The organism is Pseudomonas sp. HY13-MNA-CIBAN-0226 (genome assembly GCF_040310305.1).
GTDB classification, from domain to species: Bacteria; Pseudomonadota; Gammaproteobacteria; order Pseudomonadales; family Pseudomonadaceae; genus Aquipseudomonas; species Aquipseudomonas gregormendelii.
In genome coordinates this window covers 435,091-459,371 of the sequence record NZ_JBEOPS010000001.1, presented here as the reverse complement: position 1 = coordinate 459,371, position 24,281 = coordinate 435,091, and the positions used below count along the sequence as shown (strand labels likewise).

The window sequence follows — 24,281 nt, the reverse complement described above, 5'->3', positions numbered from 1 at the left end:
AACACATCTTTGTATGTCAGCACCAACGAGCTTAGACCTCTCTCGCTGGGTGCTGGGTCAACATACAAGGAGCTGCCGCAGGCTGCGATCTTTTGGGGTCAATGCGGTTCCCCGCATTGCAATTAATCGAGCATCAACACCTTGGCCAACACAATCTTCGGCCCTTTCATCTTCTTGATGATGATCCGCAGGCCTTCGACTTCCAGGACCTCCTCCTCTTCCGGCACCCGCTTCAGGCTGTCATACACCAGCCCGGCAAGGGTTTCGGCTTCAACGTGGTCCAGGTCAATGCCCAGCAGTCGTTCCACCTTGAACAGCGGTGTATCGCCGCGTACCAGCAGCTTGCCCGGTTGATACGCGAGGATTCCGCGTTCGGCCTTACGGTGTTCGTCCTGAATGTCGCCCACCAGCACTTCCAGCACGTCTTCCATGGTCAGGTAGCCAATGATGTTGCCGTCGGCCTCCTCAACCAGTGCGAAGTGCGAGCCACCCTTGCGGAACTGCTCCAGCAGCTGCGACAGCGGCATATGGCGCGATACGCGTTCCAGGGGGCGGGTCAGCTCAGCAAGGTTGAACGACTCGGGAATATGGTCCAGTGCCGCCAGTTCCAGCAGCAGGTCCTTGATGTGCAGCAGTCCGACGAACTCCTGTGTATCACTGTCGTACACCGGATAACGGCTGAACTTGTGGCGACGGAACATCGCCAGGATTTCCTTGAGCGGCGCATTGAACTCCAGCGTCACCAGGTCTTCCCGGGAATTGGCCCAGTCGACCACTTCCAGCTCGCCCATTTCCACCGCCGAAGCCAGCACGCGCATGCCCTGGTCGCTTGGGTCCTGACCGCGGCTGGAGTGCAGGATCAGCTTCAGTTCTTCGCGGCTGTAATGGTGGTCGTGATGAGGGCCGGGTTCACCCTGGCCAGCGATGCGCAGGATGGCGTTGGCGCTGGCGTTCAGCAGGTAGATGGCCGGGTACATGGCCCAGTAGAACAGGTACAGCGGCACCGCAGTCCACAACGACAGCAGCTCGGGTTTGCGGATGGCCCAGGATTTTGGAGCCAGCTCGCCGACCACGATGTGCAGGTAGGAGATGATGAAGAACGCGGTGAAGAACGACACGCCCTTGACCACTTCGGCGGACTCGACGCCTACGGCACTCAGGACCGGTTCGAGGATATGCGCGAACGCCGGCTCACCGACCCAGCCGAGGCCGAGGGATGCCAGGGTGATACCCAGTTGGCAGGCCGACAGGTACGCGTCGAGCTGACTGTGAACGGTGCGCAGGATATGTCCGCGCCAGCCGTTCTTTTCTGCAATGGCTTCGACCCGGGTCGAGCGCAATTTGACCATGGCGAATTCCGCTGCAACGAAAAAACCGTTGAGCAAAACCAGGATCAGAGCAAAAAGAATCATGCCGAAATCGGCGAAGAGTGTCGCGAGGGTCAAGCCAGGGGATGGGTCCATGATGGAGTTTTGCGGGTTCCGTGTATTCGAAAGAGGGGACAGCTGTGCACCTGAAGGGCAGGCACAAGTCAGCCAATGTAGCGGCTGACTGGGCGATTGCCTAGTGGCGCGTGCTGGCCGGTATCAGTCGGCGGCGTTGATGGTCAGGGATTTGCTGACCTGAGCCGGGGCGAAATGACAGGTAAACGTGCTGCCGTGCCCGGGTACGCTACTGATTTCCATCCGTGCACGGTGGCGCAACAGCACGTGTTTGACGATGGCGAGCCCAAGGCCTGTGCCGCCTGTATTGGAGTTGCGGCTGGAATCGACCCGGTAAAAGCGCTCTGTCAGGCGCGGCAGGTGCTTGCTGTCGATACCGATGCCCGAATCCTGGACGCTCAAGTGCGCGCCCTGTTCGTCGCCCCACCAGCGAACGCGGATATTGCCTTCGGCCGGGGTGTATTTGACGGCGTTGAACACCAGGTTCGAAAACGCACTGCGCAATTCCGCCTCGCTGCCCTTGAGCAGGATCTGCGGGTCCGCTTCGAGGGTGATGTGCTGGTTTTTCTGGCCGGACAGCTGCTGTGCGTCACTTTTGATCGATTGCAGCAAAGTGTCGATAGCCACCGGTGCATTGTCCGACGGGTAATCGGTGGCCTCCAGTTTGGCCAATAACAGCAGGTCATTGAGCAGCGTCTGCATGCGCCCCCCTTGCTGTTGCATCTGCTGCAAGGCACGGGACCAGCGCGGGTTTACGTCTTCGACGTTATCCAGCAGCGTCTCCAGGTAACCGCAGATCACTGTCAGCGGTGTGCGCAGTTCGTGGGAGACGTTGGCGATGAAGTCTTTGCGCATCTGCTCCAGTTGATGAATGCGCGTGACGTCGCGCACCAGCATCAGGTGCTCGTTATTGCCGTAGCGGGTGATGTACAGCTGGATGCGTACCCGATCATTGGTGGGCGAGGGGATTTCCAGCGGCTCGGAGTAACTATCCTGCTCGAAATACTCCTTGAAGCGCGGATGGCGCACCAGGTTGGTGACGGGCTGGCCGCTGTCTTGCGGGGTCTTGAGGCCCAGCAGGGTTTCGGCGGCGCGGTTCCACCATTCCAGGTTGCCGTCGGTGTCGAGCATGATCACCGCGTCCTTGAGGGCAGCCGTGGATTCCTGAACCCGGTCAATCACCGCTTGCAGGCGCCCCCGCACGCGCTGGTCGCGGCGTTGCAGGTGGTAGATGCTGTCGAACACTTCGCCCCACAGGCCGTAGCCGTCGGGTGGTGCTTCATCGGGTTTGTGCAGGCGCAGCCACTCGTGCAGGCGCAGCAACTGCTTGAGGGTCCAGGCCAGGTACAGGGCCAGGCCTGCAGCCAGGCTCCAGCCGTAGTAGCCGGTAATCAGGCCGATCACCAGGCAGGCGGTGACCAGCAAAAGCATGTGGCGAATCAGGGTGCCATGCCAGTTTTGATTCACGGAGCGTCCTTAGCGCAGCTCAAGTTTCAAGCTGCAAGCTTCAAGTAGGGGATCGGCTGTGCTTCTGCTGGCCGCTTGTAGCTTAATGCCTGCCGCTGCTTTTATGCCTTCGTGGAAAACCGGTAACCGGTGCCACGCACGGTTTGTACCAGATTTTCGTAGGCATCGCCGAGGGCTTTGCGCAGGCGACGGATGTGCACGTCGACAGTGCGTTCCTCGACATAAACGTTGCCGCCCCAGACCTGATCCAGCAACTGGCCGCGGGTGTAGGCGCGTTCCTGGTGAGTCATGAAGAATTGCAGCAGACGGTACTCAGTGGGGCCCATCTCGGCGGGCTTGCCGTCGATGGTCACGCGGTGGCTGATGGGGTCCAGCAGCAGGCCACCGACTTCGATCGGCGTCTCGCCATCGGTCGGGCCGGCGCGGCGCAGCACGGCTTTGAGCCGCGCTACCAGCTCGCGTGGGGAGAACGGTTTGGTGATGTAGTCGTCGGCCCCGACCTCCAGCCCCTGGATCTTGTTGTCCTCTTCGCCCTTGGCGGTGAGCATGATGATCGGGATGTCCCCGGTCAGCTCGTCGCGCTTGAGGCGGCGGGCCAATTCAATGCCGGATGTACCCGGCAGCATCCAGTCGAGCAGGATCAAGTCCGGCTTGCGGTCGACGATGATGGCGTGGGCCTGCTGGGAGTTCTCAGCCTCCAGGCAGTCATAGCCGGCCATTTCCAACGCAACGGCGATCATTTCGCGAATGGGCGCTTCGTCGTCGACGATCAGAATGCTCCTGCCAACCATGCGTATATCCTCTTGTCATTTAACTGTCTTGCGCCGCATTAGATAACGGAATTATTGCAGTCGTGTGACAGTATTTTAGTCGCCCGGCGATCGCAGGGATCCTGGACTAAGCTCTAAGTCCGAATCCTGACAACCACAAAAGGAAGGTTTCCATGAAGCACATCGCGCAATCCTGGAAGGCACTATTGGTTAGCGCAGCGCTATCGCTGCCGACAATGGCCTTCGCGGCAGACCCGGGCATGGTCAAGGACGGCATGTTGGTCGACCATAAGGGTATGACGTTGTACACCTTCGATAACGACACGGGTGGCAAATCGGCCTGTACCGGTAAGTGCGCAGAAAACTGGCCGCCGCTCAAAGCGACCGAATCCGATAAGCCCGAAGGAAAATGGACCGTTATCAGCCGTGACGACGGCACGATGCAGTGGGCCTTTGACGGCAAACCGCTGTACTACTTCGTTCAAGACAAGAAGCCAGGAGACATGACTGGCGACAAGAAAATGGACAAGTGGCACGTCCTCCAAGGGCCGAAGATGTAAGCCATCTTCAGTAGGAGCGAGCTTGCTCGCGAAAAACTTGACCGATGACGCGGTGTTCTCCCGGGTTCATGCGTCGATCTCGGGTTCATCGCGAGCAAGCTCGGTCCTGCAAGGGGCGTGTGTTCGTTAGCGCAACGCATAATCCAGGACGATGCCGATAAAAATCGCCAACCCGGCCCAATGGTTGTGCAGGAACGCCTTGAAGCAACGCATGCGGTCCTTGCTGCGGGTGTACCAGAACTCCCAGGCAAAACAGCCCGCCGCCGCCAGCAATCCCAAGTGGAACCAGCCGCCCAGCTCGAATTTCGACCCGGCCAGAAGCAGGCAGCCCAGCGCCAGGCCCTGCAGCGTCAGGATGATCACCCGGTCCGCCTCGCCGAACAGGATGGCAGTGGATTTCACGCCGATCTTCAGGTCGTCATCACGATCAGTCATGGCGTAGTACGTGTCGTATCCCACGGTCCACAGCAGGTTGGCGATCCACAGTAGCCAGGCCGCAGCTGGCAACTCACTGGTCTCGGCGGTGAACGCCATCGGCATCCCCCAGGAAAATGCCGCGCCCAGCACCACTTGCGGGTAGTAGGTGTAACGCTTCATGAACGGGTAGGTAAAAGCCAGCGCCAGGCCGCCCAACGATAGCCAGATCGTCGGCGCGTTGGTACACAGCACCAGCAGAAAACTCAAACCCATCAGCAGCGCAAAGAATACCAGCGCCTCTTTTGAGCTGATTCTGCCGGCGGCCAGAGGGCGTTGTGCGGTGCGTTTGACGTGGCCATCGACCTTGCGGTCCGCCCAGTCGTTGATCACGCAACCACCCGCACGCGTCAGCACTACTCCGAGGACAAAAATCACGATGTTGGCCAGCGACGGCGAACCTTTGCCGGCAATCCATAACGCCCACAGCGTCGGCCACAGCAGCAGGTAGATGCCGATGGGCTTATCCATGCGGGTCAGCTGAATGAAATCCCAGGCCCTTGGATTCAGACGGTTCAGGGACTTGAGCAGGCTCTGGTACATCAGCAGTTCTCCGGATGAGCGCGGGCGGCGGTCCACAAGGTTGGCAGAAAGACTTCGGCCACCAGCACACTCAGGGCCCCCCGGTCGAAGCGCGAGCGGCGCGCCCACAGTTGTGGTGCCCGGCACTCTTCAGGTAGCCATTGCTCAGGATAGTGACAAACCTCGATGGCACGGCGCTGAAACGCCTGGTCGCAAAACAGCAGCTCACCCAGGGAGCGGCTGCCCAGTTCGTCCATGTGCAATCCATCGCCCTGCAGCGCATTGCGCGACGCCACGCTGCGGGCAAACACCCAGGCCTCGCCGTGGCCGCGCAGGTACACCTCGCGCACCCAGCCGTCGCTGCCTTCGGCCAGGTCCAGCGCGGCGCATTCATCGGCGCGCAGCGCTTGCCAGCCTTCGAACAGCGGCGTGACGCTGAAAGCGTCATTCGACAAACGGGTCAGGCGCCGGGTCAACGATCCTTCGTCGAACAGCCAGTCGAGGGAAAATGCGTCGGGGAGGGGAGCGAGCTGGCCTTGAGGGAGCCAGAGCGGGGCCGTTCGGGGGATAATTGAGTGCGGCACGGTGAGTCATTATTGGCAGCAAATGAGGCGCCGAGCTTACCATGTCGTTCGGCGATTTTGATTGATCGGGCATGGCGCTGCGTCGAACAGGCTTGCATCTGTCGGGCTCGATCAGTACAAAACGCCCTGAGCCGGACGGCAGTGCTGCAACCATCGACCGTTCGTGCCGGCAAAAGCCTGAAACCTGAGGAAATACCTGAATGAAAAAGTGGCAATGTGTGGTCTGCGGCCTGATCTATAACGAAGCCGACGGCTGGCCGGACGACGGCATTGCGCCGGGCACCCTGTGGCAGGACGTGCCGGAAGACTGGCTGTGCCCCGACTGCGGCGTGGGCAAGATGGATTTCGAAATGATCGAAATCAACTAAGACATTAGGGGAGTAGAGAATGAACGCACCTGTCGTGATCGTAGGCACCGGGCTGGCTGGCTACAACCTGGCCCGGGAGTTTCGCAAACTCGATGGCGAAACCCCGCTGCTGCTGATTACCGCAGATGACGGACGTTCCTACTCCAAGCCGATGCTCTCCACCGGCTTCGGTAAAAACAAGGACGCCGATGGCCTGAGCATGTCTGAGCCAGGCGCCATGGCCGAGCAGTTGAAGGCCGAGGTGCGCACCCACACGCGCATCAGCGGCATCGACCCGGGCCACAAGCGTCTGTGGGTCGGCGAAGAGTCGGTGATTTATCGCGACCTGGTGCTGGCCTGGGGCGCAGAAACCGTGCGTGTGCCCATCGAAGGGGATGCCGCAGACTGCGTGTTCCCGATCAATGACCTGGAAGACTACGCGCGCTTTCGTGCAGCCGCTGTCGGCAAGCGCCGGGTATTGCTGCTGGGCGCCGGGCTGATCGGCTGCGAATTTGCCAACGACCTGATACTCGGTGGCTACGAGGTGCAACTGGTCGCCCCGTGCGAACAGGTCATGCCCACTTTGCTGCATCCCGCCGCCGCTGCTGCGGTTCAAGCCGGCCTGGAAAGCCTCGGTGCACGCTTCCATCTCGGCCCTGTGCTTAACCGCCTGCAACGCGTGACGGACGGGCTGGAAGCGCACCTGTCCGATGGCCAGGTGATTCCCTGCGACCTGGTGGTCTCGGCCATCGGCTTGCGCCCGCGCATCGACCTGGCCGCAGCGGCTGGCGTGCAGGTCAATCGTGGCGTAGTCGTCGACCGCCACCTGCAGACCTCCCACGCCAACATCTACGCCCTGGGCGACTGCGCCGAGGTCGATGGGCTGAACCTGCTGTACGTAATGCCCCTCATGAGCTGCGCCAGAGCACTGGCCCAGACCTTGTCCGGCAATCCCACGACCGTCAACTATGGCGCGATGCCGATCACTGTCAAAACCCCCGTCTGCCCCTTGGTCGTTTCCCCGCCACCGCGCGGTGTGGAAGGCGTCTGGACCGTCGAAGGGCAGGGCGCAGACATCAAGGCACTGTGCCGCGATGCCAGCGGAAAACTGCTCGGTTATGCCCTCACAGGCGCGGCAGTCATGGAAAAACTGGCACTGAACAAAGAGCTTCCGGCACTGCTGGCGTAAATACTGGTCGTTCTGTCGGAATCACCCCGCTTTTGCCCCCACAAACGTCGCGCCGAGACTGGCGCAGCACCCCGCTGCGTGCCATTCTCACTCCCGTCTGCCGCAGAGTAGAGCACCTGCGGCGCTTTTGGCGCTGTTCCAACGAGAACAGCACGGACATAACAACAAAAAACCGTCAAAGGGGCTTCACTAATGCGTAAACCAGACCTCGCCGCCGCAATTGCTGAAAAAGCAGATCTCACCAAAGAGCAGGCCAACCGCGTCCTCAACGCCGTTCTCGAAGAAATCACCGGCGCTCTGCACCGCAAGGACAGCGTGACGCTGGTGGGCTTCGGCACCTTCCTGCAACGCCACCGCGGCGCCCGCACCGGCAAAAACCCGCAAACCGGTGAGCCAGTCAAAATCAAGGCCAGCAATACTGTTGCGTTCAAGCCAGGCAAGTCGTTGAAGGACAGCGTTAATCCGTAATTGCGACGAACTCCTTGGGTGAACCGGGAGGGGCGCTGGAAAAAGGGCATGCCGATTAGATCGGGTGCCCTTTTTTTATGGGGCGCGGGTGAGTGGTGGTGGGCATGGCGGTCTGTGTTTCAGAGATCGAAAAAGCCCAAAGAGTTGTGGGGCTTAAGATCAAAGGATCGCAGCCTTCGGCAGCTCCTACAGGGGGTTTTCGTTGGTGACTTGGTAGTCATTGGCGTCAAAAAGAGGGTCATCTTCCGCTAAAGTTACGCGATGGTGGCGTTCCTGGGTGAAGCCGCTACACTGCGCCGGCCGTTCATTTTTCTCTTGAGGCTGTGCGCATGAAATTTCGTTTTCTTCTGTGGATGCTGGGTTTGTTGATGGCCAAGGCCAGTAGGAAAAATCCTGCGTTCCAACAGCAGTTGGGGGACAAGGATCTGGTCTTTCAGCTGCAGACCCTGGACGGCAAAGTGGCCCGGCACTTTCGCGTGAAGGATCAGCGCATTACCAGCAAGTCCGGTGTGTACTCCGAGCCGGCGTTTGCGATTGCATTTAAAGACGCTGCCTATGGCTTCGCGACAATGCAGGCGAAGAACAAGCAATTGGCGTTCATGACGGGGATTCAGGACAAGTCGATCCAGATCAAGGGCAACCCGGCGCTGGTGATCTGGTTCCAGGGTTTGACCAAGTACTTGAAGCCGCGTAAAGCCAAAGCGAAGGTTTGAGACGTATTGATAGCTCGGCAGAGTAAAAACACTCCAGACCGGGTTGAGGCCATCGCGGGCAAGCCTTGCTCCCACAGGATTGGGATCACTTTTGTGGGTGCTCCCACAGGATTGAGATCACCCTCTGTGGGAGCAAAGCTTGCTCGCGATCGCTTTCAGGGCTGGCCGAATTGCGAAGCCAGTTCACGCAACAACACTTCCGCATCCAGCACTTTACTGGTCACATCATTGGCCTTCTCGCGGCTGAGGCCCAGACGTTCCAGCAGGGCGTCGGGGATTTCCTCGACCGGACCCGAGCCGATGCCGTGGCTGCGTAGCAGGCGCACGGCCAGGCACACCAGGTTCGGGTACTCCGCGTAGACGCCGTCGTAGCTTGGGTCATGCTGGAAGCGCAGGGCGGTGGCCAGTTCGTCGGGCATGTCCCAGTAGCGCATCAGCCAGGCGCCGATTTGCTCGCGGGTGATGCCCAGCAGGTGTTGCTCGATGTAGCTGTGGGACAGATGCGGGTTGACTTCCAGGTGGCGGCAGATCAGCGAGAAGTGCGGCGGGAATACGTGCGCCAGCAGCAGATAGCCGAAGTTGTGCAGCAGGCCGGCCAGGTAGGTGAGGCCGGCTTCCGGGCGCTGTGCGCGGGGCATGGCTCGGGTCAGGCCTTCGATGACGGCGGCGGTGTAGATCGACTGTTGCCAATAAGGTGTTGCTTGTTGCGGGTGATCCTTGGGCAGGCTCATGGTTTTGCCCAGGGCCAGGCCCAGCGCCAGGTTGATCACCAGGTCGAAACCCAGCACCCGCACTATCGCGTCTTCCACTGAACGAATCTTGCCCGGCGAGGCATAGTACGGCGACGCTGCCCAACTGACGACTTGCGCGGCCAGGGCCGGGTCGGTCTCTACGACGCTGGTGATGTCGTCGATGGTGGCGTTGGGGTCGACCCGCAGCTTGATGATTTTTTGTGCCGTCGAAGCCAGCGGCGGGATCTCGATGGTGGCTTCCAGTCGTTGCTGAATGCGTCGCGCCGTGAAGGCCTGGACGGCCTGGGTGATTTCCTCGCGGTCGTCGTCGGGGCGGTCGAGGTTCGGACGGATGCTGGTTAGTGCCTCACCGAAGCGGGCGGCGCTGGCCTTGCTCAGCAGGGTCTTGAAATCGTCGCAGGCGATTTCCAGCAGCAAGCCCGGCACGCCCGAATTGATTAGCAACTTGGGTTCGCGCAGCAAGCTGTCTTCGTAAAGGCACGGTGCCGCAGTGAGCGAAGGCAGGCCGGGCAACAGGCCCAGGTTGTGCTTACCGAGCAGGCGCTCCAGGCGCTCAGGCGAAACCGCAGTGAGGCGGCGGCCGGTGAGCTCGGCGAGGCGATTGAGGTCCAGCAGCTGGCTTTGCGGGAACAGCACCATGAGCGAGCCGACGGCATCGTCCAGCAGCACTGCCTGCACTTTGCGCGCAGCATTCAGGCCGTGGTGGTCGAGGACTTCATCAAAGGCTATGTCCAGCTTGCCCAGCAGCAGCCGAACTGCAGACGTAGCGTGCGGGGTTTCGGGAGCGAGGGCAGCGTCGATCATGGTTTGGATCCGTTCTCAAACAGTTGCAAGAGTATAACCATCATGTTTAACACGGTGGTCCGGAAACTGCGACGGTGCTCACACTTGGCCGTATTGCTGCCCATGACGCAACCAGCGATCCAGCAACGGGCTGACGTGATCCGGCCACCGCTCAAGCAGGGCCTGCGCCGCGTCGCGCACGGCGGGAAGCAGGTCGGCATCGCGCATCAAATCGGCGACCTTGAACTGCAGCAAGCCGGTCTGGCGGGTGCCGAGCATTTCGCCGGGGCCGCGTAGCTCAAGGTCTTTTTCGGCGATGACAAAGCCATCGTTGGTTTCGCGCATGATGCCCAGGCGCTGGCGGCCGATCTGCGACAGCGGCGGGTGATACAGCAGCACGCAGTGGCTGGCGGCGCTGCCCCGGCCGACTCGACCGCGCAACTGATGAAGTTGCGCGAGCCCCAGGCGCTCGGGGTTTTCAATGATCATCAGGCTGGCGTTCGGTACGTCGACGCCCACTTCAATTACCGTGGTCGCCACCAGCAACTGCAGGTTGCCGGCCTTGAATTCGGCCATGACTGCGGCTTTTTCCACAGGCTTCATGCGCCCGTGAATCAACCCGACCTTGAGCTCGCCGAGGGCGGCGGTGAGGTCTTCGTAAGTGGTTTCGGCGGCCTGGCAGGTCAACTCTTCCGATTCTTCGATCAGGGTGCAGACCCAGTAGGCCTGCCGGCCTTCGGCGCAGGCGCCACGAACCCGCTCGATCACTTCCACGCGCCGGGTGTCAGTGATCAACACAGTGTTTACCGGAGTGCGCCCGGGAGGCAGTTCGTCGAGGATCGATGTGTCGAGGTCGGCGTAGGCGCTCATGGCCAAGGTACGCGGAATCGGCGTGGCGGTCATGATCAGCTGGTGCGGGCACATGCGTCCCCCTACGCCTTTCTGCCGCAGTGCCAGGCGTTGCTGCACACCGAATCGATGCTGTTCGTCGATGATCACCAGTGCCAGGTTCTTGAACTGCACTTCGTCCTGGAACAATGCGTGGGTGCCCACCACCATTGGGGTGCCGCTGGCGATCTGCTCCAGCGCAGCCACGCGATTTTTGCCCTTGAGCTTGCCGGCCAGCCACGCGACTTCGATGCCCAGCGGTTCGAGCCAGCGCTTGAAGGTGATGAAATGCTGCTCGGCGAGGATCTCGGTGGGGGCCATCAGCGCGACCTGATAGCCAGCTTCCAGTGCCTGCAAGGCGGCCAGGGCGGCGACTACGGTTTTGCCCGCGCCAACGTCACCCTGGATCAGTCGCAGCATGGGCTCGGGCTGGCTGAGGTCGTAGGCGATTTCATTGCCAACTCGTTGCTGGGCCCCGGTCGGCGCGAAGCCGAGATTGGCCAGGTACCTGGCCGGCAGTTTTGTCGCCTTGGGCATCGCCGGTGCGCGCAGCGAGCGCATGCTTTCGCGCAGGCGCTGCTGGGACAGTTGATGGGTCAGCAATTCTTCGAAGGCCAGCCGGTGCTGGGCCCAGTGATGCCCTAGCGCGAGTTCGTCGACATCGGCATCGGCGGGCGGGTGATGCAGGTAGCGGATCGCGTCGGCCAGCGGGGCGAGTTGATAGTCCCGGGCCAGTTCGGTCGGCAGCCAGTCGGGCAGGCTGCTGGGTCCCAGCAGCGTCAGGGTCTGCATGCACAGTTGGCGCAAACGCTGCTGGGTCAGGCCTTCGGTGAGCGGGTAGACCGGGGTCAGGGTTTCATCGACCGGCGGCGGCTCGTCACCGGTGATGGCGCGATACTCCGGGTGGTAGATCTCCAGCCCCGAGGCACCAGGCCGCGCTTCGCCGTAACAGCGAATCCGTGTGCCACGCTTGAGACCTTCTTTCTGGGCGTTGCTGAAATGGTAGAAGCGCAGGCTGAGTCCACCCGTTCCATCCTGCAGCCGAACGACCAGGCTGCGGCGGCGGCCCATGACCACATCGGCACCGCTGACGGTACCTTCGATCACGGCGTCCTGGCCAGGGCGCAAGTGGCCGATCGGGACTACGCGAGTGCGGTCCTGATAACGCAATGGCAGGTGAAACAGCACGTCCTGGAGGTTCTCCAGGCCGACCTTGGCGAGCTTCTCGGCCATGGCTTCCCCAACGCCCTTGAGTGCCGTCACCGACACTTGCGACAACTCGGTCATGGCCGCGGCTTAGCCGGCAACGACCGGCGCTGGCGGCTTGGCGACCGAGCACAGGCGAATCGAGTCAGCGAGGATCTCAATCGCTTTGGGACGTGGAAAGCTGGCGCGCCAGGCGATGGCTACCGTGCGGAAAGGCACCGGTGGCGTCAGTGGGCGCACTTCGAGCACGCCGGGAGCGTAGTGGTGACTGTCCACGGCCGAGAGCGGCAGGATCGAAATGCCCAGGCCGGAGGCGACCATATGGCGGATGGTTTCCAGGGAGCTGGATTCGACGGTGGTGTGTTTGGCGCCGTCCTTGCCATTGGCCAGGGTCGGGCAGGCTTCCAGCACCTGGTCGCGGAAGCAGTGACCTTCGCCAAGCAGCAGCAGGCTCTTGTCGTTGAGCAGGGCGGCGTCGATGGATTCTTTTTGCGTCCATGGGTGCTGAGCCGGCATCAGGACGTAGAACGGCTCGTCGTAGAGCTGCAGGGTCAGCACGTCGGCTTCGTTGAACGGCAGGGCGATGATGATCGCGTCGAGCTCACCGTTGCGCAGCTTGTCGCGCAGGATGTGGGTGAAGTTTTCTTCGATGTACAACGGCATCTGCGGGGCGACCCGGTGCAGTTGTGGAATCAGGTGCGGAAACAGGTAGGGCCCGACGGTGTAGATGGCGCCGACTTTTAGTGGGGCCGTCAGCTGGTTCTTGCCGGCCTGGGCCAGTTCACGGATGCCTTGTGCCTGCTCCAGCACTTTCTGCGCCTGGGCGACAATGCCTTCGCCGACTGGCGTGAGGCGCACGGCACTTTTGCTGCGCTCGAAAATCAGCACACCGAGTTCGTCTTCAAGCTTTTTCACGCCCACCGACAAGGTCGGTTGACTGACGTGGCAACGCTCGGCGGCATGGCCGAAGTGCTGCTCTTGGGCGAGAGTAACGATGTAGCGTAATTCTGTGAGGGTCATAGCAGGCGTCCATGAAGTTGCGCGCCAAGCATACCGGCTGCAATCGATAGACGCACGTTATGTAGGAGCGAGCTTGCTCGCGAAAAACCTGAGACCGCTGTGGGGTGTCAGTCTTCAAGCGTTATCGTTCGATTCCATCGCGAGCAAGCTCGCTCCTACAGGGTTTCAGGGTTGCTTAGCGGCGACCCTTTTCCAGCGAGTAGACGAAAGGTGCATAGAGTTCAATCGGGCCGTTTTTCACCATGTCCGCGGGTGGCTTGGGCAGCGGTTGGGCGCGGCGGATCATTTCCAGAGTAGCGCGATCCAGATCGGCATTGCCGGATGCACCCACCAGTTCGAATGACAACACGTTGCCTTCAGCATCTACCACGAACCGCAGGCGGTTAACGCCGGTCTTGCCCCTGGCCTGAGCGCTGGCCGGGTACTTTTTGTACTTGGCCAGGTGAGCGAGCAGGGTGTTTTGCCAGCTGGCCTTGGCCGCTTGCTGCGCCGGTGATGGTCCAGGTGCCGGTTGTGCGGATTTTTCCGTGGGTGCCTGGGTCGGTTGAGCGTCAGCCGGTTTTTCCTCGGAAGGCTTCTCCTTCGGCGGTTCCGGTTTCTTCTCCACAGGCTTTGGCGGTTGCGGCTTGGGCTTGGGTTTTACCGGCTTGGGTACGGTGATCTCGGCCTTAGGCGCTTCAGCCAGTTTCGGGATCGGCAGTTCTTCCACCGGTGCCGGTGGTTGTGGCGGCGTTATCACCTTCGGCGGGGCCGGTGGTGGCGGGGCCGGTACTGGCGCCAACTCGACCATCATTGCCTGGGGCGGCAATGGGATCGGCTGGCGCGAGGTCCAGTTCAGTGCCAGCGCGATGGCCAGCGCGTGCACGCCCAGCACCACGGCCAGGCTCCCGCTGTAACGCGTCAGCTTATGGCGCGTCGTGATCATTTTTTGGCTGCCGTCTCAAGACCCACCAGGCCAACCTTCAGGTAACCGGCGGCGCGCAGGGCGTCCATCACGCTCATCAGGTCGCCGTAGTCCACGCCCTTGTCGGCCTGGAAGAAGATGGTCGTGTCTTTTTTGCCTTTGGTCCGGGCGTCCAGAGTGGCACCCAGTGCTTCGGCCTTCACTTCGTCTTCGCCCAGGAACAGGCGTTGATCCGCCTTGACGCTGAGGAACACCGGTTTTTCCGGCCTCGGTGCCGGTTTTGCGCTGGAGGCTGGCAGGTCGACCTTGATGTCCACGGTAGCCAGGGGAGCGGCCACCATGAAGATGATCAGCAGCACCAGCATCACGTCGATAAACGGCGTGACGTTGATTTCGTGGTTCTCGGCCAGATCGTCGTCTGCGCCTTCTTTCAAATGCAAGCCCATGGCTGATTACCCTACTTTGACCACGTGGGGTTGCGCGGAGCGCTCGGTGGTCGGCAGGTGATCGAGGTCGCGGCTGACCAGCAGCAGGACTTCAGCCGAGGCATCCGAAACTTGTGCCTTGTAACCGGCGATGGAGCGGGCGAAGACGTTGTAGATCACGACCGCCGGAATCGCTGCCACCAGGCCCAATGCCGTGGCCAGCAGGGCTTCAGCGATGCCGGGTGCCACTACTGCAAGGTTGGTGGTCTGGGTTTTGGCGATGCCGATGAAGCTGTTCATGATGCCCCACACGGTGCCGAACAGGCCGACGAATGGCGCGGTGGAACCGATGGTGGCAAGCACGCCGGTGCCGCTGCTCATGTTGCGACCGCAGGCCGCGACCAGGCGCTCAAGGCGAAACGCGACGCGCTCCTTGATACCTTCTTTTTCGCGGCTGTTGACCGACAGGCGCATCTCTTCCAGGGCGTCATGCACCAGTACATTGGCGAGCGTGCCTGGCTTGGTCGCCGTGGCGCTGGCTTCCTTGAGTGTGGTGGCCTTTTTCAGGTGGGCGATTTCACTGCGCAGACGACGCTTGGCGCCCATCAGCTCGAAACCCTTGGCGATCCAGATGGTCCAGGTGATGATCGACGCGATGGCCAGGCCTATCATCACGATTTTCACGATGATGTCGGCGTTCTGGTACATGCCCCATGGCGACAGGTCGTGGGCCATGCCCAAGGTGTTGTCGGCTTCAAGTACTTCCGGAGCGTCTGCGGCGGTGGCGTCTAATGCCTGGGCCGGGTCGGTGACAACCGGTGTGGTGGCCGGGGCAGCGGGGGCCGGCGCGGCGGCAGGTGCCTCGGCGGCTGCCGGGGTTGCAGGCGCCTGGGCGTCGGCGTAAGCAGCAGTCGGGACCAGCATTACGCTGAGCAACAGTGCAGCCATTGCGCTCCAGGCGCGAGGTCGTTTGGTTGGCGAAGCGGGAGATTGATTGCGTGTCATGCTGGCCGGACCTGAGAGAGAAAGACGGTAAATGTTCTTCCAGGCCTCGCGAGGCCGAGAACAAAAGTGGCGGGTATTATTGCAAGTAATTCTTGTTAACAAAAGTAATAGAGTATCTTTTTTTCCTGCATTACTAGCCGCTCGTCCTTTGCCGACGCTAGTCTGTGCCTTTGCCAGAGGAGTTTTCTGATGTCCGCGCCTTCTGTTTTGATTGCCGGTTGCGGCGATGTGGGTAGCCGCCTGGCCACGCAATTGCTGGCTCGCGGCTGGGAAGTTCATGGTCTGCGTCGGGATGTTTCGCGTTTGCCTGAGGGCGTGATTGGCGTGGCCGGTGACTTGTTTAACGAAGACTGCCCGGCGACCTGGCCGATTGGTGCGGTGGATTACCTGGTGTATTGCGCCGCGGCCACCGATCACGATGAGGCGGGCTACCGCGCTGCTTACGTGCAGGGTTTGCAGAATGTGCTGAGCTGGCTGGACGACTATGGACAGGTGCCTGATCGACTGCTGTTCGTTTCCAGCAGCAGTGTTTATGGCCAGCAGGACGGGGACTGGGTCGACGAAACGTCACCCACCGTGGCTGGCGGTTATTCCGGCCGGCTGATGCTGGAGGCGGAGCAAGTAGCGCTCCAGAGCGGCATTCCCGCGAGTGTCGTGCGCCTGACCGGTATTTATGGTCCGGGCCGTGAGTGGCTGCTGACTCAGGTTCGTCGCGGCTATCGCGTAGCGATCGACCCGCCGTTGTATGGCAACCGGATCCACGCCGACGATGCGGCGGGGTTGCTGGCGTTTCTGCTGGAACAGGATCAGCAGGGTGTGGGGCTCGATGATATCTATATCGGTGTCGATGACTCACCGGCGCCGCTTGCCGAGGTGGTGGGCTGGTTGCGCGAGTATCTGGGTGTGACCGAATGGGCCGACGATGCGAGCGTGCGTCGGGCGGGGAGCAAGCGGTGCAGTAATGCGCGAGCGAAAGCTCTGGGCTGGGAGCCGAAGTACCCGAGTTATCGTGAGGGGTATGCGGCGATTCTTGAGGGTCGCTGCTGACTTTGTGGGAGCTGGCTTGCTGGCGAATGCGCTGGATCAGGCAATGGGTTCATTGGCTGGACGGACGCTATCGCCAGCAAGCCGGCTCCTGCAAGGTTTCGCGGTGTTACTGCTTTTCGAGCAACCACTTGCGCTCGCCCGGTGTGAACTGGGGCATCTCGTCTTCCCTGGCAGTGTTGGTGGCCTGGAAAATCTCCATTTCCTTGCCCTTGCGCGCAAAAATCCAGGTGTTGCCCTGGCCATTCTGTTGCAGCCACATGTTGTCGTTGCCGCCGCTCATCGACGCGCAATCACCCGCCAGGCAAAGGGCGTAGCGATCAGCGCCGGGCAGGCCGGCCACTTGGCCATCGGCCTGGAACTGCACGGTATTGCCTTCCCCTGGGCCACTGACGACTTGCCAGCTGCCACCCATGTAGGCGGTATACAGCGCACGCTCGAAACTGGCGCCCAGCGGTGCGCCTTCCGGCACGGGGATCACCGCGCGGTCAAAGACCTGCTCGGGTTCATTGTCGCTGGCGGCCTGGCTCAGTTGCTTGCCGTCACGCTTGAGCTCGCTGGCAGAGCTGCCATAAAAATCGACTTTCCAGGCGCCGGACTCTTCGCCGAGCAACTTGCCGTCGACGTTCTCGAAACCGTTGGTGTAGCGAGCCTGTGCGGCCCTGGTGTTAACGTCCCATTCCAGATTCGGGCCATAAGCCTGGAGCGCTTCACGTAATGGGCTGCCTTTGGCGGCTGCATCGATGGCCACCTGATTGATCCAGGTGCCGCTGATGTCACGATCGGCAGGGTTGCTGGCACATCCGCCCAGGAACAGGGCGACCAGCGAGAGGGCTAGCGCATGGCGCATGGTGGAATCCTTTCAGAACGCTATCTTTACGACATCAGCGGCGCAGCCTTGGGAGGCTGCGCCAGATGCATTACTCGATGACCAGAATGGCATCCATTTCAACCTGCGAACCCTTTGGCAGGGCGGCCACGCCAATGGCGGCGCGGGCAGGGTAAGGCTGCTCGAAGTACTTGCCCATGATCTCGTTGACCTTGGCAAAGTGGCTCAGGTCGGTCAGGAAGATGTTCAGCTTGACGATGTCCTTGAACGAACCGCCCGCTGCTTCAGCGACAGACTTCAGGTTCTCGAATACCTGGATGGTCTGGGCTTCGAAGCCTTCAACCAGTTCCATGGTTTTTGGGTCCAGCGGAATTTGACCCGACATGTAGACGGTGTTGCCAGCCTTGATCGCCTGGGAGTATGTGCCGATGGCAGCCGGGGCCTTGTCGCTGGTGATAACAGTCTTGGTCATGAATGACTCCTTGTAATAGGTGGGCTTAGGCGCGCATGCGGGTGATGCGAATCACCCCGGTCAATGCGCGCAGTTTCTTGATCACACGGGCCAGGTGCACGCGGTCGTGAACGCTGACCACCAGTTGGACCACGCTGATGCGACCATCGCGTTCGTCCATGCTGATTTTCTCGATATTGCCGTCGGCCGCGTTGACGCTGCTGGCCAGCAGCGCGATCAGGCCGCGCTGGTGTTCCAGCTCGACGCGCAGCTCGACGTTGAATTCCCCGGTGACATCCTTGGCCCACGAAAGCTGGATGCATTTTTCCGGGTTATGGCGGATTTCGCTGATGTTGCGGCAGTTGTCCAGGTGCACGACCATGCCTTTGCCCGCCGAAAGGTGACCGACAATCGGGTCGCCCGGGATCGGCGTGCAGCACTTGGCATAGCTGAGTACCAGGCCTTCGGTGCCGCGAATCGCCAGCGGGCCTTCCGGGCTTGGCAATTGCTCGCCTTCGCCTAGCAGGCGTCGGGCGACTACGTAAGCCATGCGATTGCCCAGGCCGATGTCTTCGAGCAGGTCTTCGATCAGTTCGAGACGGTACTCGGTGAGCATCGCCTTGACCCGTTCGGCCGGGACTTTTTCCAGCGAGCTGTCGAAGCCGTTGAGTACCTTGTTCAGCAGGCGTTCGCCCAGGCTGATGGATTCGGAGCGGCGTTGCAGTTTCAGCGCATGGCGGATGTGCGTTCGCGCCTTGCCGGTGACCACGAAATTGAGCCACGCCGGATTCGGCCGAGCGCCGGGAGCACTGACGATCTCGACCGTGGAGCCGCTTTGCAGCGGTTCGGACAGCGGTGCGAGACGACGATTGATCCGGCAGGCAATGCAGCTGTTACCCACGTCGGTGTGCACCGCGTAGGCGAAGTCGACCGCCGTGGAGCCTTTGGGCAACTCCATGATCCGGCCTTTGGGCGTGAACACGTAGACCTCGTCCGGGAACAGGTCGATCTTCACGCTCTCGATGAATTCCAGCGAGTTGCCGGCGCGTTGCTGCATCTCCAGCACGCCCTTGACCCACTGCCGCGCGCGGGCGTGAGTGCCTTTTGGCTGCTCGTCGCCGCTGGATTTGTACAGCCAATGGGCAGCGATGCCGTTGTTGGCCATCTCTTCCATTTCGCGGGTGCGGATCTGGATCTCGATTGGTACGCCATGCATGCCGAACAGCGTCGTGTGCAGCGACTGATAACCGTTGGCCTTGGGAATCGCGATGTAGTCCTTGAAGCGTCCAGGCAGCGGTTTGTACAAATTATGAACAGCACCCAGCACGCGGTAGCAGGTATCCACCTTGTCGACGATGATCCGGAACGCATACACGTCCATGATCTCGTTGAAGGCCCGACGCTTGCCGCGCATTTTCTTGTAGATGCCATAAAGGTGTTTCTGGCGGCCGCTGACTTCGCCCTGAATCTCGTCGATCGCCAGGCAATGGCTCAGCGACTCTTCGATCTTGTTGACGATTTCCTTGCGATTGCCCCGGGCGCGCTTGACCGCCTGGTAGATCCGCGCAGAACGCATCGGGTGCATGGCCTTGAAGCCGAGATCTTCGAATTCTATGCGGATGGCGTGCATGCCCAGCCGATTGGCAATGGGTGCATAGATTTCCAGGGTTTCCTTGGCGATGCGCCGGCGTTTTTCGCCGGACAGCACTTCCAGCGTGCGCATGTTGTGCAGGCGGTCGGCCAGCTTGACCAGGATGACGCGGATGTCCCGAGCCATGGCCATGGCCATCTTCTGGAAGTTTTCCGCCTGGGCTTCAGCTTTGGTCTCGAAGTTCATCTGGGTCAGTTTGCTGACCCCATCGACCAGTTCGGCCACGGTTTCGCCGAACTGCGCTTGCAGCGCTTCCTTGGCAATACCGGTGTCTTCGATCACGTCATGCAGCATGGCCGCCATCAGGCTCTGATGGTCCATATGCATGTCGGCAAGAATATTCGCCACCGCGAGGGGGTGCGTGACGTACGCCTCGCCACTGCGTCGGCGTTGGCCGTCGTGGGCTTGTTCGGCGTAGAAATACGCTCGGCGGACCAGGTTGACCTGGTCCTTGCCGAGATAGGTCGATAAGCGATCGGCGAGGGCGTCTATGCTCGGCATGATGACTCCTGCCGTTCGCTGTGACCCTGCGCCGTGCTACGTCGACCAGGCATAGGCTTAGACGGCCTCGTTGGACTCGTCCTCGAACGCTGCGAACAGCGGTTCGTCTTCGACGATTTCAGCGTTGGCAATGAACTCGTAGCTCATCAGGCCTTCCGCGATTTCACGCAGGGCTACAACGGTAGGCTTGTCGTTTTCCCACTGGACCAGAGGCTCTTTGCCGCCGGTGGCCAGTTGACGGGCACGCTTGGTGGACAGCATGACCAGCTCAAAGCGGTTTTCCACGTGGTTCAGGCAGTCTTCAACGGTTACGCGGGCCATGGTATTCCTCGGAGCGAATGCAATATGCGCGCTGCCCGGTTGGGCGAGCGGACTCAACAGTTTAAAAAATCACCAGCGTTTAGGGAAGCGCTGATTTTTTGACCAAGCTCTTCAACGCGCTGCAAGTGCCAATGTAAAGCCCCCGCAGCGGTTTTGGGAAGAGCTGTTTAGCCGAGCAATTCGGCCAAAAGTTTTCCATTGCGCTGCTGCTGACGCTTCTGATGCAGCTGGTTGGCACGGAAAATCGCTTTCAAATCGTCCAGCGCATGGGCGAAATTGTCGTTAATGATGAGGTAGTCATATTCCACGTAGTGGCTCATCTCGCTGACGGCTTCACGCATCCGCCCATCAATGATCTCGTCACTGTCCTGGCCGCGATTGGTCAGGCGCTGGTGCAAGGCCTCCAGGGAGGGCGGCAGGATGAAGATCGAGCGCGCCTGGGGCATCAATTTGCGCACTTGTTCGGCGCCTTGCCAGTCGATCTCCAGAATCAGGTCGTGACCTGCGTCCAGGGTTTGCTGCAGATGGCTCTGCGAGGTGCCATAGAGATTGCCGAACACTTCGGCGCGCTCCAGGAAGTCACCATGTTCACCCATCTTCACGAATGCTTCGCGCGAGACGAAGTGATAGTTCACGCCGTCCACTTCACCCGGGCGCATGGCGCGGGTGGTGTGGGAGACGGAGACGCGGATAGCCTGGTCGGCGTCGGTGAGGGCCTTGACCAGGCTGCTCTTGCCCGCGCCCGAAGGGGCGGAAATGATGTACAGGGTGCCGGTGCTGTGGGTCATGTCAGGGGTAGCCTTACTCAATATTCTGCACTTGTTCGCGCATCTGCTCGATCAACACTTTGAGGTTGACCGCAGCCTGCGTGCTGCGCGGGTCGAAGGCCTTGGAGCCTAATGTGTTGGCCTCGCGGTTGAGTTCCTGCATCAGGAAGTCCAGGCGCCGACCGGCCGCGCCACCGGATTTGAGCACCCGGCGAACTTCGATGATGTGAGTGCTCAAGCGGTCCAGTTCTTCGGCCACGTCGCTCTTTTGAGCGAGCATGACCATTTCCTGCTCCAGGCGCTGAGGGTCCATCTCGGCTTTCATGTCGGCGAAGCGATCGAGGACTTTCTGGCGCTGGGTGGCGAGCATCTGCGGGACCAGTTCGCGCAGGGTCACGACGTCGCCTTCAATCGCGCTCAGGCGTTCGTTGATCAAGCGTGCCAATTCCGCGCCTTCGCGCTCACGGCCAGCCTTGAGTTCCTTGAGGCCTTCGTTGAACAGCGCCAGTGCCTCGGCGTTCAACGCTTGCGGGTCGTTCGCGTTGCCCACCAGCACGCCGGGCCAGGCCAGCACTTCCAGCGGGTTCAGCGCCGCCGGATTCTTGATCAGGCCGGCGATGGTCTCGGCGGCGGCAACCAGTTGGGCGGCGCGCTCGCGATCCACTTGCAGGGGTTTATCGGTGTTTTCTTCGGTGAAGCGCAGGGTGCACTCCAGCTTGCCCCGGGACAGGCCCTGTCGCAGCGACTCGCGGACCGAACCTTCGAGGTCGCGGAACGACTCCGGCAGGCGCAGATGCGGTTCCAGGTAGCGGCTGTTGACCGAGCGCAGCTCCCAGCTCAGGGTACCCTGGGTGCCGGCTTTTTCGACGCGGGCGAAAGCGGTCATGCTGTGCACCATGGAGGTACCTCGCAATGCAGATCCCAGCATTACCCAGGACCCGCTATCTATGAATTTAAGCCGACAGGCAGCAAAGGCGCAGGATTGTAGCGCAGTGGGGCGTATGCGCCCAAACACACCGCGTGACAAAGAGCTGCAGGCCGTCGGTAAAGCACTGTTCTAAGCTTGAGTCAGTGCCTCAATCGTCGGGCGGATTTTTTAGAAGTGCCCACGCCCGGCGCACGGCTCTATAATGCTCGGCAGTTTTCCGTCCCCAGTACAGGTATTCCCTATGAAACGTCCAAGTGGTCGCGCTGCCGATCAGCTCCGCTCGATCCGCATTACCCGCAACTACACCAAACACGCCGAGGGTTCTGTGCTGGTCGAGTTTGGTGATACCAAGGTCATCTGCACGGTCAGCGTCGAAAACGGCGTGCCGCGCTTCCTCAAGGGTCAGGGCCAAGGCTGGCTGACCGCCGAATACGGCATGCTGCCACGGGCCACTGGCGAACGTAACCAGCGTGAAGCGAGCCGCGGCAAACAAGGCGGTCGCACCCTGGAGATCCAGCGTCTGATCGGTCGCTCGCTGCGCGCTTCGCTGGACATGTCCAAGCTGGGCGACGTGACCCTGTACGTCGATTGCGACGTCATCCAGGCCGACGGTGGCACTCGCACCGCCTCCATCACCGGCGCTATGGTCGCGCTGGTCGATGCCCTGAAAGTCATCAAGAAACGCGGCGGCCTCAAGGGTGGCGACCCGCTCAAGCAGATGATCGCTGCCGTTTCGGTTGGCATGTACCAGGGCGAGCCTGTGCTCGACCTCGACTACCTGGAAGACTCGGCTGCCGAGACCGACCTGAACGTGGTAATGACCAGCACCGGTGGCTTCATCGAGGTGCAGGGCACTGCTGAAGGCGCGCCATTCCAGCCAGAAGAGTTGAACGCTATGCTGGAACTGGCGAAGAAAGGCATGACCGAAATTTTCGAACTGCAGAAAGCTGCACTGGCCGACTGATCGGACCCGTTCCCAGCAAGGAGGACGTCATGAGTGACGAACAACAGCTGCTTCCCGTCCCGAGCAAGGAAGTTCGGCAATGGGCGATGTTTTGTCACCTGTCCGCCCTGCTGGGGATATGGATTCCATTTGGCACGCTCATCGGCCCGCTGATTCTTTGGCAGATGAAGCGTGAAATGGACCCGTTCGTCGATGCGCAGGGCAAGGAGGCGCTGAACTTCCAGATCACCGTCGCCATTGCATCGGCTATCTGTTTCCTGTTGATGGTGGTGATTGTCGGGTTCTTCCTGTTGGGGCTGGTGGCAATCGGTGCCTTGGTGCTGACGATCATTGCTGGCGTCAAAGCCAATGAAGGGCTGCCTTACCGGTATCCGTTTACCTGGCGCTTGATCAAATAACGATCAACACAGCTCCCACATTGAAAATCATTGCGCACAAAAAAGCCGACATCGCTGTCGGCTTTTTTGTGTCTGCGAAACGACGCCTAGATAGTCAGCGTCCAGTCGTAGTCCACGATCAGCGGTGCGTGCTGCGAGAACCGTGGCTGACGCGGCAGGCGTGCGCTGCGTACGAAGCGGCGTAGGCCCGGGGTCAGCAGTTGGTAGTCGAAACGCCAGCCGAGGTTGAGCATTTCAGCTTGTTCGTTGTCCGGCCACCAGCTGTACTGGTCGCCTTCGCGGCTGACTTCGCGCAGGGCGTCGACATAACCCATGTTACCGACAATCTCGTCCATCCAGGCACGCTCAGGCGCCAGGAAACCCGGGGATTGCTGGCTGTCGCGCCAGTTCTTGATATCCAGCTTTTGTTGCGCCACGTACAGCGAGCCACAATAAATGTACTCGCGACGTTTGCGCCGCTGTTTATCCAGATAACGGGCGAAATCGTCCATTAGCTTGAACTTCTGGTTCAAGTCTTCATCGCCGTTCTGCCCCGAAGGGAGCAGCAAGGTCGCGATGCTGACCTTGTCGAAATCGGCTTGCAGGTAGCGCCCGTAGCGGTCGGCTGTCTCGAAACCGAGACCGCTGATGACTGCCTTCGGCTGCAACCGCGAATACAAAGCCACGCCACCCTGGGCGGGAACTTCGGCTTCGCAGGCATAAAGGAAGTAGCCATCCAGTTGGAAGGCTGGATCGTCCAGTTCAAAGGCGGAGGCGCGGGTGTCCTGCAGGCAGATGACGTCGGCATTCTGTGCTTGCAGCCAACTGAGCAACCCTCGCTCCACTGCAGCCTGAATACCATTGACGTTCACACTGATGATCCGCATAAATGGCCCCAAAAATCGCGTGCGTGTATGATACACGGCGTC

Annotated in this window: 26 protein-coding genes; 8 read left to right on the top strand and 18 right to left on the bottom strand. The window is 60.8% G+C overall.

Features of this window, described 5'->3' with window-relative positions:
- Positions 1 to 122 precede the first annotated feature (122 nt).
- From AAEZ05_RS02145 to phoB, 3 genes are all read right to left on the bottom strand, one after another.
- Positions 123 to 1,463, bottom strand: coding sequence for a hemolysin family protein (locus AAEZ05_RS02145; RefSeq protein WP_045057810.1), 1,341 nt, complete (start codon positions 1,461 to 1,463; stop codon positions 123 to 125).
- A 123-nt stretch (positions 1,464 to 1,586) separates the two neighbouring features.
- Positions 1,587 to 2,909 carry a phosphate regulon sensor histidine kinase PhoR gene (gene phoR, locus AAEZ05_RS02140; protein WP_045057811.1) on the bottom strand — a complete coding sequence of 441 codons (1,323 nt, stop codon included), beginning with the start codon at positions 2,907 to 2,909 and terminating at the stop codon, positions 1,587 to 1,589.
- Between the two features lie 101 nt (positions 2,910 to 3,010).
- Positions 3,011 to 3,700: a phosphate regulon transcriptional regulator PhoB gene (gene phoB, locus AAEZ05_RS02135; RefSeq protein WP_008150066.1), complete on the bottom strand. Its 690-nt coding sequence runs from the start codon at positions 3,698 to 3,700 to the stop codon at positions 3,011 to 3,013.
- Between the two features lie 152 nt (positions 3,701 to 3,852).
- On the opposite strand from phoB, the gene AAEZ05_RS02130 reads away from it, so the two are divergent.
- Positions 3,853 to 4,239 (top strand): COG4315 family predicted lipoprotein, encoded by a 387-nt coding sequence (locus AAEZ05_RS02130; protein ID WP_045057812.1) that lies wholly within the window; start codon positions 3,853 to 3,855, stop codon positions 4,237 to 4,239.
- 126 nt (positions 4,240 to 4,365) lie between these two features.
- Here AAEZ05_RS02130 and ubiA read toward each other — a convergent pair whose 3' ends face one another.
- The gene (gene ubiA, locus AAEZ05_RS02125; protein WP_045057813.1) at positions 4,366 to 5,256 is read right to left on the bottom strand and encodes a 4-hydroxybenzoate octaprenyltransferase; all 891 of its coding nucleotides are present in this window, start codon (positions 5,254 to 5,256) and stop codon (positions 4,366 to 4,368) included.
- The gene (locus AAEZ05_RS02120; protein WP_045057814.1) at positions 5,256 to 5,819 is read right to left on the bottom strand and encodes a chorismate--pyruvate lyase family protein; all 564 of its coding nucleotides are present in this window, start codon (positions 5,817 to 5,819) and stop codon (positions 5,256 to 5,258) included. The genes ubiA and AAEZ05_RS02120 overlap by 1 nt, the downstream gene beginning before the upstream one ends.
- A gap of 200 nt (positions 5,820 to 6,019) precedes the next feature.
- On the opposite strand from AAEZ05_RS02120, the gene AAEZ05_RS02115 reads away from it, so the two are divergent.
- The 4 genes from AAEZ05_RS02115 to AAEZ05_RS02100 all read left to right on the top strand — a co-directional run bounded on the left by AAEZ05_RS02115 (position 6,020) and on the right by AAEZ05_RS02100 (position 8,536).
- Positions 6,020 to 6,187 (top strand): rubredoxin, encoded by a 168-nt coding sequence (locus AAEZ05_RS02115; protein WP_007954349.1) that lies wholly within the window; start codon positions 6,020 to 6,022, stop codon positions 6,185 to 6,187.
- Between the two features lie 19 nt (positions 6,188 to 6,206).
- Entirely contained in the window at positions 6,207 to 7,355 is a 1,149-nt protein-coding gene (locus AAEZ05_RS02110; protein WP_045057815.1) for an NAD(P)/FAD-dependent oxidoreductase, read from the top strand.
- A gap of 192 nt (positions 7,356 to 7,547) precedes the next feature.
- Complete coding sequence (locus AAEZ05_RS02105) at positions 7,548 to 7,823, top strand: HU family DNA-binding protein (RefSeq protein ID WP_003195589.1); 276 nt, start codon at positions 7,548 to 7,550, stop codon at positions 7,821 to 7,823.
- Positions 7,824 to 8,152: 329 nt separating this feature from the next.
- A complete protein-coding gene (locus AAEZ05_RS02100; protein ID WP_045057817.1) occupies positions 8,153 to 8,536 on the top strand; it encodes a hypothetical protein in 384 nt (127 codons plus the stop codon).
- Between the two features lie 155 nt (positions 8,537 to 8,691).
- Here AAEZ05_RS02100 and AAEZ05_RS02095 read toward each other — a convergent pair whose 3' ends face one another.
- The 6 genes from AAEZ05_RS02095 to exbB all read right to left on the bottom strand — a co-directional run bounded on the left by AAEZ05_RS02095 (position 8,692) and on the right by exbB (position 15,519).
- The gene (locus tag AAEZ05_RS02095) at positions 8,692 to 10,092 is read right to left on the bottom strand and encodes an aminoacyl-tRNA deacylase and HDOD domain-containing protein (RefSeq protein WP_350646492.1); all 1,401 of its coding nucleotides are present in this window, start codon (positions 10,090 to 10,092) and stop codon (positions 8,692 to 8,694) included.
- 78 nt (positions 10,093 to 10,170) lie between these two features.
- The gene (recG, locus tag AAEZ05_RS02090; RefSeq protein ID WP_045057819.1) at positions 10,171 to 12,246 is read right to left on the bottom strand and encodes an ATP-dependent DNA helicase RecG; all 2,076 of its coding nucleotides are present in this window, start codon (positions 12,244 to 12,246) and stop codon (positions 10,171 to 10,173) included.
- Positions 12,247 to 12,255: 9 nt separating this feature from the next.
- Entirely contained in the window at positions 12,256 to 13,185 is a 930-nt protein-coding gene (locus AAEZ05_RS02085; protein WP_045057820.1) for a hydrogen peroxide-inducible genes activator, read from the bottom strand.
- A 175-nt stretch (positions 13,186 to 13,360) separates the two neighbouring features.
- Positions 13,361 to 14,110 carry an energy transducer TonB family protein gene (locus tag AAEZ05_RS02080; protein ID WP_045057821.1) on the bottom strand — a complete coding sequence of 250 codons (750 nt, stop codon included), beginning with the start codon at positions 14,108 to 14,110 and terminating at the stop codon, positions 13,361 to 13,363.
- Positions 14,107 to 14,535, bottom strand: a complete 429-nt coding sequence (exbD, locus tag AAEZ05_RS02075; protein ID WP_045057822.1) for a TonB system transport protein ExbD — start codon at positions 14,533 to 14,535, stop codon at positions 14,107 to 14,109. The genes AAEZ05_RS02080 and exbD overlap by 4 nt, the downstream gene beginning before the upstream one ends.
- A gap of 6 nt (positions 14,536 to 14,541) precedes the next feature.
- Positions 14,542 to 15,519, bottom strand: a complete 978-nt coding sequence (exbB, locus tag AAEZ05_RS02070) for a tonB-system energizer ExbB (protein ID WP_045057823.1) — start codon at positions 15,517 to 15,519, stop codon at positions 14,542 to 14,544.
- 189 nt (positions 15,520 to 15,708) lie between these two features.
- Between exbB and AAEZ05_RS02065 the strand changes: the two genes are divergently transcribed.
- Positions 15,709 to 16,566: an SDR family oxidoreductase gene (locus AAEZ05_RS02065; RefSeq protein WP_045059198.1), complete on the top strand. Its 858-nt coding sequence runs from the start codon at positions 15,709 to 15,711 to the stop codon at positions 16,564 to 16,566.
- Positions 16,567 to 16,672: 106 nt separating this feature from the next.
- Here AAEZ05_RS02065 and AAEZ05_RS02060 read toward each other — a convergent pair whose 3' ends face one another.
- From AAEZ05_RS02060 to AAEZ05_RS02035, 6 genes are all read right to left on the bottom strand, one after another.
- Entirely contained in the window at positions 16,673 to 17,413 is a 741-nt protein-coding gene (locus tag AAEZ05_RS02060; RefSeq protein ID WP_045059197.1) for a putative periplasmic lipoprotein, read from the bottom strand.
- A gap of 70 nt (positions 17,414 to 17,483) precedes the next feature.
- On the bottom strand, positions 17,484 to 17,864 hold the full coding sequence (ridA, locus tag AAEZ05_RS02055; protein ID WP_003437778.1) for a deaminase RidA: 381 nt from the start codon (positions 17,862 to 17,864) through the stop codon (positions 17,484 to 17,486).
- A gap of 25 nt (positions 17,865 to 17,889) precedes the next feature.
- Positions 17,890 to 19,995, bottom strand: coding sequence for a bifunctional GTP diphosphokinase/guanosine-3',5'-bis pyrophosphate 3'-pyrophosphohydrolase (gene spoT, locus AAEZ05_RS02050; protein ID WP_045059196.1), 2,106 nt, complete (start codon positions 19,993 to 19,995; stop codon positions 17,890 to 17,892).
- A 57-nt stretch (positions 19,996 to 20,052) separates the two neighbouring features.
- On the bottom strand, positions 20,053 to 20,316 hold the full coding sequence (gene rpoZ, locus AAEZ05_RS02045) for a DNA-directed RNA polymerase subunit omega (RefSeq protein WP_007894670.1): 264 nt from the start codon (positions 20,314 to 20,316) through the stop codon (positions 20,053 to 20,055).
- 167 nt (positions 20,317 to 20,483) lie between these two features.
- The gene (gene gmk, locus AAEZ05_RS02040) at positions 20,484 to 21,104 is read right to left on the bottom strand and encodes a guanylate kinase (RefSeq protein ID WP_045059195.1); all 621 of its coding nucleotides are present in this window, start codon (positions 21,102 to 21,104) and stop codon (positions 20,484 to 20,486) included.
- A 13-nt stretch (positions 21,105 to 21,117) separates the two neighbouring features.
- Entirely contained in the window at positions 21,118 to 21,981 is an 864-nt protein-coding gene (locus tag AAEZ05_RS02035; protein ID WP_045059194.1) for a YicC/YloC family endoribonuclease, read from the bottom strand.
- A 271-nt stretch (positions 21,982 to 22,252) separates the two neighbouring features.
- Between AAEZ05_RS02035 and rph the strand changes: the two genes are divergently transcribed.
- Together rph and AAEZ05_RS02025 are read left to right on the top strand one after the other, a co-directional pair.
- On the top strand, positions 22,253 to 22,975 hold the full coding sequence (rph, locus tag AAEZ05_RS02030) for a ribonuclease PH (RefSeq protein WP_010465211.1): 723 nt from the start codon (positions 22,253 to 22,255) through the stop codon (positions 22,973 to 22,975).
- Between the two features lie 29 nt (positions 22,976 to 23,004).
- Positions 23,005 to 23,373: a DUF4870 domain-containing protein gene (locus AAEZ05_RS02025; RefSeq protein ID WP_045059193.1), complete on the top strand. Its 369-nt coding sequence runs from the start codon at positions 23,005 to 23,007 to the stop codon at positions 23,371 to 23,373.
- Between the two features lie 86 nt (positions 23,374 to 23,459).
- Here the strand turns inward: AAEZ05_RS02025 and crc are convergent, their stop codons facing one another.
- The gene (gene crc, locus AAEZ05_RS02020; protein ID WP_007934608.1) at positions 23,460 to 24,239 is read right to left on the bottom strand and encodes a catabolite repression control protein Crc; all 780 of its coding nucleotides are present in this window, start codon (positions 24,237 to 24,239) and stop codon (positions 23,460 to 23,462) included.
- Between the last annotated feature and the right edge of the window lie 42 nt (positions 24,240 to 24,281).

What these genes read in the sequence shown, in the direction of transcription:
- AAEZ05_RS02145 (WP_045057810.1), bottom strand. Translation starts at nt 1,463, where the DNA reads ATGGACCCATCCCCTGGCTTGACCCTCGCGACACTCTTCGCCGATTTC.
- phoB (WP_008150066.1), bottom strand. Translation starts at nt 3,700, where the DNA reads ATGGTTGGCAGGAGCATTCTGATCGTCGACGACGAAGCGCCCATTCGC.
- AAEZ05_RS02130 (WP_045057812.1), top strand. Translation starts at nt 3,853, where the DNA reads ATGAAGCACATCGCGCAATCCTGGAAGGCACTATTGGTTAGCGCAGCG.
- ubiA (WP_045057813.1), bottom strand. Translation starts at nt 5,256, where the DNA reads ATGTACCAGAGCCTGCTCAAGTCCCTGAACCGTCTGAATCCAAGGGCC.
- AAEZ05_RS02115 (WP_007954349.1), top strand. Translation starts at nt 6,020, where the DNA reads ATGAAAAAGTGGCAATGTGTGGTCTGCGGCCTGATCTATAACGAAGCC.
- AAEZ05_RS02110 (WP_045057815.1), top strand. Translation starts at nt 6,207, where the DNA reads ATGAACGCACCTGTCGTGATCGTAGGCACCGGGCTGGCTGGCTACAAC.
- AAEZ05_RS02105 (WP_003195589.1), top strand. Translation starts at nt 7,548, where the DNA reads ATGCGTAAACCAGACCTCGCCGCCGCAATTGCTGAAAAAGCAGATCTC.
- AAEZ05_RS02100 (WP_045057817.1), top strand. Translation starts at nt 8,153, where the DNA reads ATGAAATTTCGTTTTCTTCTGTGGATGCTGGGTTTGTTGATGGCCAAG.
- AAEZ05_RS02095 (WP_350646492.1), bottom strand. Translation starts at nt 10,092, where the DNA reads ATGATCGACGCTGCCCTCGCTCCCGAAACCCCGCACGCTACGTCTGCA.
- recG (WP_045057819.1), bottom strand. Translation starts at nt 12,246, where the DNA reads ATGACCGAGTTGTCGCAAGTGTCGGTGACGGCACTCAAGGGCGTTGGG.
- AAEZ05_RS02085 (WP_045057820.1), bottom strand. Translation starts at nt 13,185, where the DNA reads ATGACCCTCACAGAATTACGCTACATCGTTACTCTCGCCCAAGAGCAG.
- AAEZ05_RS02080 (WP_045057821.1), bottom strand. Translation starts at nt 14,110, where the DNA reads ATGATCACGACGCGCCATAAGCTGACGCGTTACAGCGGGAGCCTGGCC.
- exbD (WP_045057822.1), bottom strand. Translation starts at nt 14,535, where the DNA reads ATGGGCTTGCATTTGAAAGAAGGCGCAGACGACGATCTGGCCGAGAAC.
- exbB (WP_045057823.1), bottom strand. Translation starts at nt 15,519, where the DNA reads ATGACACGCAATCAATCTCCCGCTTCGCCAACCAAACGACCTCGCGCC.
- AAEZ05_RS02065 (WP_045059198.1), top strand. Translation starts at nt 15,709, where the DNA reads ATGTCCGCGCCTTCTGTTTTGATTGCCGGTTGCGGCGATGTGGGTAGC.
- AAEZ05_RS02060 (WP_045059197.1), bottom strand. Translation starts at nt 17,413, where the DNA reads ATGCGCCATGCGCTAGCCCTCTCGCTGGTCGCCCTGTTCCTGGGCGGA.
- ridA (WP_003437778.1), bottom strand. Translation starts at nt 17,864, where the DNA reads ATGACCAAGACTGTTATCACCAGCGACAAGGCCCCGGCTGCCATCGGC.
- spoT (WP_045059196.1), bottom strand. Translation starts at nt 19,995, where the DNA reads ATGCCGAGCATAGACGCCCTCGCCGATCGCTTATCGACCTATCTCGGC.
- rpoZ (WP_007894670.1), bottom strand. Translation starts at nt 20,316, where the DNA reads ATGGCCCGCGTAACCGTTGAAGACTGCCTGAACCACGTGGAAAACCGC.
- gmk (WP_045059195.1), bottom strand. Translation starts at nt 21,104, where the DNA reads ATGACCCACAGCACCGGCACCCTGTACATCATTTCCGCCCCTTCGGGC.
- AAEZ05_RS02035 (WP_045059194.1), bottom strand. Translation starts at nt 21,981, where the DNA reads ATGGTGCACAGCATGACCGCTTTCGCCCGCGTCGAAAAAGCCGGCACC.
- rph (WP_010465211.1), top strand. Translation starts at nt 22,253, where the DNA reads ATGAAACGTCCAAGTGGTCGCGCTGCCGATCAGCTCCGCTCGATCCGC.
- AAEZ05_RS02025 (WP_045059193.1), top strand. Translation starts at nt 23,005, where the DNA reads ATGAGTGACGAACAACAGCTGCTTCCCGTCCCGAGCAAGGAAGTTCGG.
- crc (WP_007934608.1), bottom strand. Translation starts at nt 24,239, where the DNA reads ATGCGGATCATCAGTGTGAACGTCAATGGTATTCAGGCTGCAGTGGAG.